Source organism: Halorarum salinum (genome assembly GCF_013402875.1).
GTDB classification, from domain to species: Archaea; Halobacteriota; Halobacteria; order Halobacteriales; family Haloferacaceae; genus Halorarum; species Halorarum salinum.
In genome coordinates, this window is record NZ_CP058579.1 from 2,952,076 (window position 1) to 2,963,946 (window position 11,871).

Sequence of the window (11,871 nt, forward strand, 5' to 3'; positions counted from 1 at the left end):
CCGGGGCGACCGACATCGTTTCGGACCGACCGACCCAACCGCCGGCATGGAACGGCACGGTCCCGGGATGCGCGTCGCCATGGCGGTCGTCGGCCTGGCGACGCTCGGGTTCTACGCGGTCGCGGCGCTCCTCGTCTATCTCGGGGCGCGGGCCCTCTGGGCGAACCGGCCCGACCCGGTCGCGTTCGCGGTCCTGCTCGCGGCCGCTGCGCTCGCCTCCGGCCTCCTCACCTACCGGCTGGGTCCCCGGAACGCGCTCGAGGGGCTGGACGCGCGGGAACTCCCGCCCAACAGGGCACCCGCCGTCTACCGCATCCGCGATCGGCTCGCGGGCGCGACGAACGTCCCTCCGCCCCGGGTATACGTCGCCAGGCTCGGCGAGCCGAACGCGCTGACGCTCGGCGGCCGGACGCCCGCGCTGGTGGTCGACTACTCGCTGTTCTCGCTGCTCGCGGCCGACGAGTTCGAGGCCGTCCTCGCCCACGAGTTCGCACACCTCGAGGTCGGCGACGGACTGTTCCAGACGCTCGCCTACAGCGTCGTCCACTCGCTGGTCGGCGTCGTCGCGCTCGCGCTCGCCCCGCTGGGGTTCGTCCTCCGGGGGTTCGGGGTCGGGATCGCGCTCGTCGGCGGCCGGCCGGGCGACTGGCGGGCCACGCCGCCGGGACGGCTGCGGACCGCGCTCGAGCGGGCGCTCACGCTCCTGCTCGTCGGACTGACGGCGCTCGTCCGCGCGCACTCGCGTCGGCGGGAACACGCAGCCGACGACCGCGCGGCGGCGGTGACCGGGAACCCGCTCGCGCTCGCCCGGGCGCTCCGCAAGATCGACCGGTCGACGGGGTTCCGGTTCCCGTTCGCCCCGCTGTCCCCGCGGCGGAGGGAGTCGGGCCCCGTCGGGCGCCTGCTGTCGACGCACCCCTCCGTGGACGAACGGATCGAGCGGCTCGAGGCCGCAGCGGCCCGGATGGAGCGGGAACGCCGTGAGCGCGACTGGACGAGGATTCCGGTGCGGGACTGAGCCCTCAAGACGGGGCACCATGACTGGAACGGCTTCTGGAACGGTCCGAGAGTGGGAGCGGTGGCTCTTTGAAATCCTTGTGGGGAGAGACCGGTACCCCTCGACGCTCGGTACGGACGGTCCGTGTCTCGAACCGTCGCTGCGAGTGGTACTCCTTATGAGCGTGTGGAGATGATCGTCGTGGGATAATGGCCACGTCACGGGCGATCGGCCGATGGACGAGCGGGAACGTCGGCTATCTCGGGGCCGCACTCGCGTTCCTCGTCGCCAGTATCCACCTCTTTCATCCCCAACGCGGCTTTCTCCGACTCGCCACGTTCGTCACGACGGGGAACGCGTCGTTGCTCGTCTCCGACCCCCGCCCGGTCGCCTTCGTGCTGTCCGCGCTTGCCATCCTACTCGGCATCAATCTGGTCGTCGCGAACGTCGCACGGAAACGCGTGTACGCACTCGGGATGGCGCTCATGGTGACCTACTTCGTCGGCTACTTCGCCTGGCACCTGTCGGGGCACGGCGGCTTCCTCCCCGGACGAGAGCCGCTGTACCACGGCCTCCATCCCGTCGAGGCCGTCATCTCCCACCTCGTGAACGACCCACTGGCGGCCCTCGCGAAATCCGCGGAAGCAGCCCTGTTCGTCGTGCTTGCAGTCCTCTACCGGACGGAATCGTGAGCCAGGGCCAGCGACGGGTTCGCAAACTCCATCGTGCGACTATTTCACATCGTTTTGTATCGGAATGAATCGCTCTCGAGGGAGCCGAAGCGGAAGAATCGAGTCGGTTTCGGACAGTCTGACCGTGGCGGACCGACCGAGTTCGTCTCAGCGAGCCTTCACATGTAGCCGAGGTCGCGGAGGCGCTCCATCAGGTCCTCCTTGTCCTGGGCGCGACCCGCGCGCTCGGTCGTGTTGTCGAGGTCCTGGAGCCACGCCGGGTCGTCGGCCGACTTCTTCGTGCTCACCTCGCTCCCGAGCGACCGGAAGCCGGCGAAGTACTTCGGCGAGATCGGGACGTCGTCCTGGGTCAGCCCCTCGGGGAGGTCCGCGTCCGACTGCGGGACGTGGCCCTCCGGGTAGCCCTCGACGGTGTCCGGGACGACGAAGTGCCAGAACGCGTCCCAGACGGACCGTTCGTCGAAGTGGAGGATCGGCTGGATGCGGTCGTGTGGCGGGTAGATGTCGGGGTCGTGCCGCGGGGAGAAGAACGTCTCGTCGGCGCGGGCCTCCTGCTCGTCCCAGCGGACGCCCGAGAGGATGCCGTCGATGTCGTACTCCTCGAGCGCGTCGTTCAGCGCGACGGTCTTGAGCAGGTGGTTGCCGACGTACGTGTCGAGCAGGAAGGGGAACGTGTCCTCCTCGTACTCGAGGATGTCCCGCACGTGGTGCCGGTTGTGCTCGGAGAGCTCCGAGATGGGGACGTCGTCGCCGGGTTCCAGGTCGTTCTCCTCCACGTAGTCGCCGACGTCCTCGTTTCGCGCGTAGATGACCTCGAGGTCCCACTCGTCCGCCCAGCGCTCGACGAAGTCGTGGATCTCCTGGAAGTGCTGGAAGTGGTCGATGAACACCGTCGGCGGCAGTTCGAGGTCGAACTGCTCGCAGACCTCCTTCACGAAGTAGAGGGTCAGCGTCGAGTCCTTCCCGCCCGTCCACATCACGGCGGGGTTCTCGTACTCCTCCAGGCCGACTCGGGTGACCTCGATAGCCTTCTCGATCTTGTGCTCGAGCGAGGGGTAGTCCTCGGGCGACTCGCCCTCGCCGTCGGCGTAGTCCACGTCCAGGTAGTCGGGGAACTCCTGAGCCATGGTAATGAGATATAATTACTTCGTAAAAGGTCTTGTGCCCGTTCCGTCGACGCCGCGTCGACGGCGTGCCGTGATCGCCGCCGTTCCGGGTGCGGGCGTCGGTCGGGACCCGCCGGGAACGACCGGAACGGCGACCGGCGGCGATAGAGGTTCGATTACGCCGTTGGGCTCCCCGGATTCACATGAGCTTCGTTTTTAAGCCCGGAGGGAGTACAACGGGTACCGTCCGGTACATCTCTCATGACTACGCCAAGCACCCGAGTCGTCGAAGCGGTCGCGGAGTTCCGGGACGTCGATCCGGCGGAACTCCCCCCGCTCTACGACGTGGTGGACCCCGACGCTCTGGACGCGCTGTTCGACTCGACCGGGACGAGTTCGTCCCGCCGCGAGGGAACGGTCGAGTTCGTCTACGCGGGGATATTCGTGCGAGTCGACGCGAGCGGCGGCGTCGAGCTCACGTCGGCGGCGGATCCGGAGTAGCCGTTCGGGCCGATCCCCGCCTCCCTCGAGCCACGCCGCACCCCGGTCGCTCCCCCGGCTGGGTGGAACACGAACCGCGTGGAATTTTATCCGGCGCTCCCGTGGGATCACCGCATGGAGAGTATCTGGCTCGTCGCGGGGGGAGGAGCCGTCGCCGTCCTGCTCGTCGGTCTGCTGCTCTCGCGGCGGGGGTCCCGGGACGAACGGGAGTCGCGTCGCGCCCACGAGGCGGCGCGGTCCCGGGCCCCGCCCGTGGAGATCGGGGAGACGTACGAGTTCGGCGTGACGGAGTTCACGGACCACCACTCCGGCGACCGGGTCGCCGTCGGGAAGGTGGAGGGGTTCGTCCTGTTCGCCGAGGACGTTCCCGAGGCGGTCGACGAGGGCGACGTGATCCGCGCGAAGGTGCTGTCGTTCAACCGGGGGCACACGTCGGCGGACGCGACGTTCGTCGGGCGGTCCTGAGGACGTCCGGCGTGGTAACGGAACGGGTCCCGGGCGGGATCGATCCCCTTCCCCGTCCCGCCCCCGCGTCCCGATCGACCGGTACACCGATACCCCCGGCGCGGGAAGTCCGTCCCGAGATGGCAGGGGACACGGCGCCGACGGCGCCCGACGGCGACGGGGGCGGCCCCGAGGCCGACCCGCGACCGGGACGGATCGGCATCGCGCTCGGACTCGTCCTCGCGGGGACCGCCCTGTGTGTCGGCGTGGTCTGGATCGCTCGGCTGGCGACCGGGGGACCGGCCGTCGCGGACGGACTGCTGTTCGACCTCCTCCCGCCGGCGCTGCTCGTCTACCTCGGCGCACGACACCTCGGTACGGTGCGGCGACGGCTTCGCGCGGACCGGACCGGGGAGGGGGACGGCGGGGACGTTTAACTGCTCGCCTCGAGAGCGGTACGTATGGACGGACTCACCGCGTTCGTCACGGGCGCCAGCCGGGGGATCGGGCGGGAGATCGCCCTGGCGTTCGCCCGGGAGGGCGCGAACGTGGCCCTCGCGGCCCGAAGCGACGGGATCGAGGGGACCGCGGACCTGATCGACGCCCCGGAACGGACGCTCCCCGTCCGCACCGACGTGACGGACGAGTCGTCGGTGCGGGAGGCGATCGACCGGACGGTCGCGGAGTTCGGCGGGCTCGACGTTCTCGTCAACAACGCCGGGATCGCTGGGCCGACGGCGCCGGTCGACGAGGTCGACCGCGACGACTGGGACCGGACGATGGCGGTCAACGTCACCGGGGCGTACCTGACCACGAAACACGCCACACCCCACCTCCGGGGGAGCGAGCGCGCCAGCGTGATCAACCTCTCGTCGATCAGCGGCAAGCGACCGCTCGAGAACCGGACGCCGTACGTCGCCTCGAAGATGGCGGTCGTCGGTCTCACCCGGACGCTCGCGTTCGAACTGGGCGAGGACGACGTCACCGTGAACGCGATCTGCCCGGGCGCGACGAGGGGACCACGGATCGACGACGTGATCGAGGCGCAGGCGGAGGCGCTCGGCGTGGGGTACGAGGAGGCGAAGCGTCGGGTGTTCACCGACGACACGGCGCTCGGAACGCTCGTCGACGCGAGCGACGTCGCGGCGATGGCGACGTTCCTCGCGAGCGAGGACGCACGGCACGTCACCGCACAGGACGTCAACGTCGACGGCGGCGCGACCTGGTACTGACGCGCGGGACCGTCGGCCGACCCGTCCGCCGGCTACCCGTCGGGGGGCCCGAACCGCTTCTCCGCGGAGATCCGGTGGGCCTCGGTTCCCTCCAGTTCGCAGATCTTCGCCGCGTGCGGCGCCACGCTCGCGGCGCCCTCCGCGGTCAACTCCTGGTGAGTGACCGCCTTCAGGTACGTCCCGACCCAGATGCCGCCGGTGTACGTCGCGACCTCCAGGGTCGGCAGACAGTGGTTCGTCCCGACCGCCTTGTCCCCGAAGACGACGGGTGAGTGGTGGCCGAGGAACAGCGACCCGTAGTTCCGGAGTCCGTCCACGTACGCGCGCGGGTCGTCGCTCATCACCTGCAGGTGCTCCATCGCGTAGTCGTTCGCGACCTCGACCGCCGCTTCGCGGTCCGGAACGACGATCACCTCGCCGTTCGCCTCCCACGAGGCGCGCGCGGTCTCGGCCGTCGATAGTTCGCCGAGCTGCCGCTCGACCTCCTCGATCGTCGCCTCCGCGAGCCCCTCGTCGGTCGAGACGAGCACCACGCGTGACTCCGTGTCGTGTTCGGCCTGCGCGAGGAGGTCGGTCGCGACGAGCGCCGGGTCGGCGCTCTCGTCGGCGACGATCAGCACCTCGGTCGGGCCCGCGAGGAAGTCGACGCCGACGTGCCCGTACACCTGGCGTTTCGCCTCGGTGGTGTAGACGTTCCCCGGCCCGGTGACGACGTTCACCGCCGGAACCGACTCGGTGCCGTACGCGAGCGCGGCGATGGCCTGTGCACCGCCGACGCAGTAGATCTCGTCGGCCCCCGCCTCGTCCATGGCGTACAGTTGTGCCGGCTGAACGTGGCCGTCGGCCTGCGGGGGCGCGCACGCGACGATGTCGTCGACGCCGGCGACCACCGCGGGGACGATGGTCATCGCGGGCGACGCCACCAGGGGGTAGCGTCCGCCCGGGACGTAGACGCCCGCCCGTTCGACGGGGAGGACGCGCTGGCCGAGCGTCACGCCCGGCCGGAACTCCCGCTCGAACCCCTCGACGTGCTCGCGCTGTTCCTCGTGGAACTCGCGGACGTTGGCGATCGTCGCGTCGATCGCCTCCCGGTCCTCGGCGGAGAGCGACTCCCGGGCCCCCTCGATCTCCCCGTCGGTCACGCGGATCGACTCCCGGGAGACGCCGTCGAACTCCTCGGTGAGTTCGCGGATCGCGTCGTCCCCGTCGCGGCGGACGGCGGCGACGATCTCGGAGACCGACTCGGTCACCTCCGGGGGAAACTCGAGCGACGGTCGTTCTGCGCCCTTGACGTGCGTGCGATCGGCTCCCATACGTGGCGAACGGCGCTCGGCGAGTTAAAATGACGCCCTCGCGGCGGGTGGGAAGGATGCCCGAAGCGGAGGGGAGCGGTGTCAGTCGAAGGCGCCCGACAGCTCCCGGCACCAGGATAGCAACCACTCGTCGAAGCCGAACCGGGCAGTACACTGAACCCCCATCGGCAACCCGTCGTCGGTCTCGGAGGCCGGGAGCGTCACCGTCGGCAGCCCAGCGTGGGTCCACGGGAGGTTCATGACGGGGTCACCGGTCGAGGCGATCCCCTCGGGGGCCGGCCCGGGCGCTGCGGGGCTGACGATCAGGTCGAACTCCCCCTCGTCCATGCGGTCGTGGACGCGCTCGCGTAGCGCCGACCGACCGGCGCGGGCGGCCGCCAGTTCCTCGACCGACACGTCGTGGCCCTCGCGGATGAGGTCGGCCGTCGCCGGGGCGTAGCGGTCGCCGTGCTCCGGGAAGAGCCCGGCGTGCGAGAGCGCGGTCTCGGCGGCGACGAGCCGTTCGTGGCGTCGGTTGACGTCGTCCACGCGGGGGAGGAGCTCGACGCGTTCGACGTCGTATCCAGCGGCCTCGAGGGCCCCGACGTGGGACCGGAAGTGCTCCCGCCCGGCGTCGGAGGCCTGATCGAGGTACGGGCCGTCGACGGCCGCGATCCGCACGGGCGTCGGCGCCTCGTGGCCGCCGCGCCAGCCGTCGTACAGCACCCCCGCGGCGAGCGCCGCGCCGGCGACGTCCTGGGTGAAGTAGCCGACGGTGTCCACGGACGGGGCGACCGGGAGCACGCCGTCGACGGGAACCCGGCCGTAGCTCGGCTTGACCCCGACGACGCCGCAGAACGCCGCCGGCCGGTTCACGGAGCCGATCGTCTGGCTGCCCAGCGCGAGCGGACACAGCCCCGCGGCCACGGCGGCGGCCGAACCGCTGCTCGACCCGCCGGGGGTGTGGGCCGTGTCGTGTGGGTTCCGCGTCGGTCCGGGTGCGAAGTACGCGAACTCGGTCGTCACCGTCTTGCCGAGGACCACCGCACCGGCGTCCTCGAGGGCGGTCACCGTCGAGGCTTCGGGACCCGCCAGTTCCTCGGGCGGCACCTTCGACCCGGCACGGGTCTCGAACCCCTCCGCGTGGAAGATGTCCTTGACGCCGACGGGGACGCCGTACAGCGACGGACGGTCCGCAGGGTCGGGGTGTCGGGCCTCGACGGCGGACGCGTCGCGCTCGAGGCGTCCCCACCTGTCGTCCTCCGGGACCATTGCCCGGACCGTCGGATCGACCGACTCGACCCGGTCGCGGACCCGGTCGAGGTGCGCGGGCGGGGTGAGGTCGTCGGTCCGGAGTCGCCTGACGAGCGGGGCCAGCGGCGCGGTCGCGGTCGTGGACGTCACGGTGACGTGTTCTTCGACCGCGTCGGGATAACAGTATGTGGTGGCGCTGTTTCGGCACCCGGAACGGGGCCCGTGTGCGGCCGTCGTGAACGCCGGCGCCGAGTCGGCGACGAACGCACGCACGCTTTTCCGCGACCGTGCGCACTTCCGTGCATGAACGCGGACGGGAACGGCCCCGATGCGGACGAGCGGATCGACGAGGAGACGAGTCGGAGCGATCTCGTTCACGAGCGCCTTCACGAGTCGCCGGTCCGGCGGTGGGTGTTGCTCGACGGGAACCGGTACGCGATCACGGGCCTGTTCTCGGGCGTCGTCTTCGCCGCCGTAGCCGGCATCGGCGCGGCCGGTTACATCCCGGTCGCCGACCCCGACACCGCGACGACGCTGGTCGCGTCGATCGTCGGCGGCACGCTGCCGTTCATCACCATCGTGCTCGCGATCAACCAACTGGTCCTCTCACAGGAACTCGGCTGGCCGGGCGACCTCGCGGAGCGGTTCGAGGGGATGGTGAACTTCCGCCACGAGGTCGAAACCATCGCGGGGACGCCGGTCAGCCCGGCGGCGCCCGCCGACTTCCTGCAACTCGTCGTCGACGCGGTCGTCGATCGGACCGAACGGCTGCGAGCGGAGACGGACCGAGCGGCCGGTCCGGACCACGCCGATGCCGTCGGGCAGTTCGTCGAGGCCGTCACGACCGAGGGCGGGATCGTCTCCGAGTCGCTCGAGGACGCGGACTTCGGCACGTTCGACGCGCTGTCGGCAGTGCTCGGCCACTTCAACGGGGCGCACCTGTACGCGGCCCGGCGGATCCGGACGCGCCACGCGGACGAACTCTCGGACGACGCACTCGAGACGCTCGAGTCGCTCGTCGAGTTGCTCGGCAACCTCGCGATCGCCCGCCAGACGTTCAAGACGCTGTACATGCAGTACGAACTCGCGCACCTCTCGAAACTGCTGCTGGTTGTCGGCTTCCCGACGCTGCTCGGCGGCGGAATCTTCATGATGTCGTACCCGACGATCGTCGGGGCCGTCGACGCGCCGGCGGTCCTGCTGCTCCTCGTCAGCGTCGTCGTCACCCTCGTCTTCCTCCCGTTCACCGTCCTGCTGTCCTACACGTTCAGGATCGCGTCGATCGCGTCCCGCACCGCCGACTTCGGGCCGTTCGTCCCGCGGGTGGAGTTCGAGGAGGGGACGGAAGGGACGGAGTGATCGGGAGGCCGTATCCCGGACGGTCGTTCGGTCCGGCAGGTCGGCCGCTCGGTTCGGCGGTCGGTCGTCCGGCAGCGGAGTCGGTTCGTCGGCGGCGCTCAGTAGGGCAGGAAGTACAGCCCCAGCGCGAACACCGGCGCGAGCGCGATCATGAGCAGCAGCGTGTACCCGAGGATGTCGCGCGCGCTCACCTTCGTGATGCCGAGCAGCGGGATGGCCCAGAACGGCTGGAACATGTTCGTCCACATGTCGCCGACGCCGTAGGCGACGATCGCCTGACCGGCGGGGACGCCCAGTTCGTTCGCGGTCCCGCCGACGATGCCGCCGATGATGCCCCACTCCCCGCCGCCCGAGGGGACGAAGATGTTCATGAACCCGCCGAGCAGCCACGCGATCACCGGGAACGTCTCGGGCGTGGCGATCGCGAGCATCCCCTCCGCGATGATGTCCGAGAGGCCGGAGTTCTGGATGATGCCCAGGATGCCGGCGTAGAAGGGGAACTGCAGGATGATGCCGGCCGCGCTCTCGGTCGCGTCACGGATCGCTCCCATGTAAGCCGCCGGCGTCCCGTACAGGAACAGGCCGAGCGCGACGAACAGGAAGTTGAACACGTTGAGGTCGAGCGCCTCGCCGATCCCGGCTGTGGCGAAGTGCTGGACGATGTACGCCATCATCCCCAGGCCGACGACGTAGGAGATGATCCGGCTGTCGTTGAGCCGGTCGGCCGGCAACCGACCGGTCTCCCCCCGCGTCTCGTCGGCACCGGCGCCGTTCGCTGCGGCCTTACGGTCGCCGTCGATGAGTTCCGGTGCGTACTCGCTCATCCCCACCGCGTTCTCCTCCTCGGGTGCGAGCAAGTACATCACGGGGACGACGGTGAGGAACACCAGGATCGCGATGCCGAACGCGTAGAGCGTGAACACGGACTCCGAGAGCGGGACGACGCCGATGACGTCCTCGAAGACGTGCCCCTCCGTCGCGGACAGCAGTCCCGCGCTCGTCGAGGGGCCGACGTGCCAGATCACCTGGCTGGTGTAGCCCGCCGCACACAGGAGCGGGTAGTGGAACGTCATCCCGCGCTCGAGGCCCGCCCGCGCGACGAAGATGGCGAAGATCGCGCCGACGATCAGTCCGACCCCCCAGTGGAAGTAGCCCCCGACCATCGCCACCGCGGCGACGTACGCGGCCGCCTGGGCCCCGTTTTTCGGCAGCGACGCGATCCGCGTGAGCACGCCCCCGACCTGCCGGGAGTCGGCGACGGCGTACCCGGTGACCAGCACGAGCACCATCTGCATCGCGAACTCGAGCAGCGACCAGAACCCGTCGTACCAGTTGATGACGTTCGCCAGCGGGCCGTCCGGCGTGAACGCCAGCGCGGCCGCGTACGCGATCAGCGTGAGCAGGATCGCGAAGATGAACGGGCTCGGGACCCACCGTTCCGCCCAGTTGGCGACGCCCTGTCCGAGTCGCTGTACTCCGCCCTGTGAACTGGTGGCAGCCATGGGGCACGGTACTTTCACTCATACATAACCGTACCGGAGAGTCCGGAAGGGGACCGTTACTCGACCCCGCTCGGTTCGTACGGACGTCGGCGTGGACGCAGTCGCGGTCGTCCCGGGACGCGAGCGTCGACGGCTTCGACGCTCGCCGTCGACCTATCGGAAGGACTCTAGGATCGTCACGTCTCCCGCTTCACGCTCCCCTTCCCGAACGACGTCGTCGCGTCGAGGAGATCTCCGGCGGCCGGTCGCGAATCAGTCGCTGATGAACTTGTTGTCCCGCCAGTTGACGGCGCCGCCGTTGCCGCCCTCGCCGCGGGGGCTCTCGACGACCTCGACGCTCGCGGAGCGCTCCTCGCCCTCCACGATGCGGGTGGCGCGGAGTTCGTCGTCGGACTCCGTGATGGCGGTAAGGGTCCCCTTCTCGGAGAGCAGCGCGATGTCGCGGAGCACCTCGAACATCGGGTACTGGAGGGCGGTGTTCTGGAGCACGGTCTCGCGGTCGCCCTTGAAGCAGGCGAACTCGACGAGTTCGCTCGGGATCTCCTCCTCCTCCTCCTGCATCCAGCCGCCGCCGGTCTTCGGCGGCTCCTCCTCGTACACGCGCGTCTCGGAGACGCTCGCTTTCAGCTGTGCGGTCGGGGTGTACTTGCTGAGGCTCTCGTCCTCGGCGACCGCCTTGATGATGAGCGTGTTGTTCCGCCGGGTGATGTCCACGTCCTCGACGCCCTCCGGGAGGTCCGGGTCGCCGTCGAAGTAGTCCTCAACGTCTTCAAGCGGCAGTTCGAGCGTCGAATGGAGTCGGAATACGCGGCCTGTCATGGATGGATTCGAGAGGTGGGGAGTCGTCGGGTCGGCCCGTGGTCAGCAACGTTCTCGTCGATAGATACGTGCTCCGGGCTTATATGGTCTGCCCCTCGCGTCGGCCGAGGGCCGCCCCGGGAGGCCCGGGGCGACGGAACCGGACCCCGCGGTCGGACCGATCCGGCCACGGTCCGTCCGGTGACGGTTCGCCCGGTCGGCCCTCGCCCGGGCACGCCTCGAACGGGGGCTCCTCGTTCGGTCACGCCTCGCCGGCCAGCGTGTCGCCGAGTTCGCCGCGCTCCTCGAGTTCGGCGAGGACGTCGGACCCGCCGACGAACTCGCCCTCGACGTACGTCTGGGGGATGGTCTCCCAGCCGCTGTTGGCCTCCAGGGCCTCGCGGTAGGCGGGAAGCGCCGGGAGCACGTCGACCGTCTCGAACTCCTCGACGTGCCCGGAGATCAGCTCCAGGGCGCGCTTCGAGTAGCCGCACTGGGGCATCAGCCGGTTCCCCTTCATGAACAGCACCACGTCCTCGCTCGCGAGTGCCTCCTCGACGCGCTCTCCGGCCTCCTCGGCGGAGAGTTCGCCCTCGGGTTGGAACGTCATACCAGCCCCTAGGTGGCTTTGCCTCAAAGACGTTGCGCCCCGTCGCCGGGCCGGGTTCGCGTCCGGCGCGGGGCGAGCGTCGCT

At 69.9% G+C, this 11,871-nt stretch carries 13 protein-coding genes; 7 read left to right on the forward strand and 6 right to left on the reverse strand.

Annotated elements, in window-relative coordinates:
- Positions 1 to 46 precede the first annotated feature (46 nt).
- Positions 47 to 1,018, forward strand: coding sequence for a M48 family metallopeptidase (locus HUG12_RS14815; RefSeq protein WP_179269517.1), 972 nt, complete (start codon positions 47 to 49; stop codon positions 1,016 to 1,018).
- 188 nt (positions 1,019 to 1,206) lie between these two features.
- Complete coding sequence (locus HUG12_RS14820) at positions 1,207 to 1,689, forward strand: hypothetical protein (protein ID WP_179269518.1); 483 nt, start codon at positions 1,207 to 1,209, stop codon at positions 1,687 to 1,689.
- A 158-nt stretch (positions 1,690 to 1,847) separates the two neighbouring features.
- Here HUG12_RS14820 and HUG12_RS14825 read toward each other — a convergent pair whose 3' ends face one another.
- Positions 1,848 to 2,816, reverse strand: a complete 969-nt coding sequence (locus HUG12_RS14825) for a phosphoadenosine phosphosulfate reductase family protein (protein ID WP_179269519.1) — start codon at positions 2,814 to 2,816, stop codon at positions 1,848 to 1,850.
- Between the two features lie 240 nt (positions 2,817 to 3,056).
- Here HUG12_RS14825 and HUG12_RS14830 point away from each other — a divergent pair, with 240 nt between their 5' ends.
- The 4 genes from HUG12_RS14830 (at position 3,057) to HUG12_RS14845 (ending at position 4,972) form a co-directional block, all read left to right on the forward strand.
- Positions 3,057 to 3,296 (forward strand): HalOD1 output domain-containing protein, encoded by a 240-nt coding sequence (locus HUG12_RS14830; protein WP_179269520.1) that lies wholly within the window; start codon positions 3,057 to 3,059, stop codon positions 3,294 to 3,296.
- 114 nt (positions 3,297 to 3,410) lie between these two features.
- Positions 3,411 to 3,761 carry a TRAM domain-containing protein gene (locus HUG12_RS14835; RefSeq protein WP_179269521.1) on the forward strand — a complete coding sequence of 117 codons (351 nt, stop codon included), beginning with the start codon at positions 3,411 to 3,413 and terminating at the stop codon, positions 3,759 to 3,761.
- A gap of 119 nt (positions 3,762 to 3,880) precedes the next feature.
- The gene (locus tag HUG12_RS14840) at positions 3,881 to 4,177 is read left to right on the forward strand and encodes a hypothetical protein (RefSeq protein WP_179269522.1); all 297 of its coding nucleotides are present in this window, start codon (positions 3,881 to 3,883) and stop codon (positions 4,175 to 4,177) included.
- A gap of 24 nt (positions 4,178 to 4,201) precedes the next feature.
- Positions 4,202 to 4,972 carry an SDR family NAD(P)-dependent oxidoreductase gene (locus tag HUG12_RS14845; RefSeq protein ID WP_179269523.1) on the forward strand — a complete coding sequence of 257 codons (771 nt, stop codon included), beginning with the start codon at positions 4,202 to 4,204 and terminating at the stop codon, positions 4,970 to 4,972.
- Between the two features lie 32 nt (positions 4,973 to 5,004).
- Here HUG12_RS14845 and hisD read toward each other — a convergent pair whose 3' ends face one another.
- Together hisD and HUG12_RS14855 are read right to left on the reverse strand one after the other, a co-directional pair.
- The gene (hisD, locus tag HUG12_RS14850; protein ID WP_179269524.1) at positions 5,005 to 6,285 is read right to left on the reverse strand and encodes a histidinol dehydrogenase; all 1,281 of its coding nucleotides are present in this window, start codon (positions 6,283 to 6,285) and stop codon (positions 5,005 to 5,007) included.
- Between the two features lie 81 nt (positions 6,286 to 6,366).
- The gene (locus tag HUG12_RS14855) at positions 6,367 to 7,668 is read right to left on the reverse strand and encodes an amidase (RefSeq protein ID WP_179269525.1); all 1,302 of its coding nucleotides are present in this window, start codon (positions 7,666 to 7,668) and stop codon (positions 6,367 to 6,369) included.
- Positions 7,669 to 7,821: 153 nt separating this feature from the next.
- Between HUG12_RS14855 and HUG12_RS14860 the strand changes: the two genes are divergently transcribed.
- Entirely contained in the window at positions 7,822 to 8,877 is a 1,056-nt protein-coding gene (locus tag HUG12_RS14860; RefSeq protein WP_179269526.1) for a hypothetical protein, read from the forward strand.
- Positions 8,878 to 8,975: 98 nt separating this feature from the next.
- On the opposite strand, the gene HUG12_RS14865 is transcribed toward HUG12_RS14860, so the two are convergent.
- The 3 genes from HUG12_RS14865 to HUG12_RS14875 all read right to left on the reverse strand — a co-directional run bounded on the left by HUG12_RS14865 (position 8,976) and on the right by HUG12_RS14875 (position 11,787).
- Entirely contained in the window at positions 8,976 to 10,379 is a 1,404-nt protein-coding gene (locus HUG12_RS14865; protein ID WP_179269527.1) for a short-chain fatty acid transporter, read from the reverse strand.
- Between the two features lie 252 nt (positions 10,380 to 10,631).
- Positions 10,632 to 11,198 (reverse strand): DUF7110 family protein, encoded by a 567-nt coding sequence (locus HUG12_RS14870; RefSeq protein WP_179269528.1) that lies wholly within the window; start codon positions 11,196 to 11,198, stop codon positions 10,632 to 10,634.
- A 241-nt stretch (positions 11,199 to 11,439) separates the two neighbouring features.
- Positions 11,440 to 11,787: a glutaredoxin family protein gene (locus HUG12_RS14875; protein ID WP_179269529.1), complete on the reverse strand. Its 348-nt coding sequence runs from the start codon at positions 11,785 to 11,787 to the stop codon at positions 11,440 to 11,442.
- Between the last annotated feature and the right edge of the window lie 84 nt (positions 11,788 to 11,871).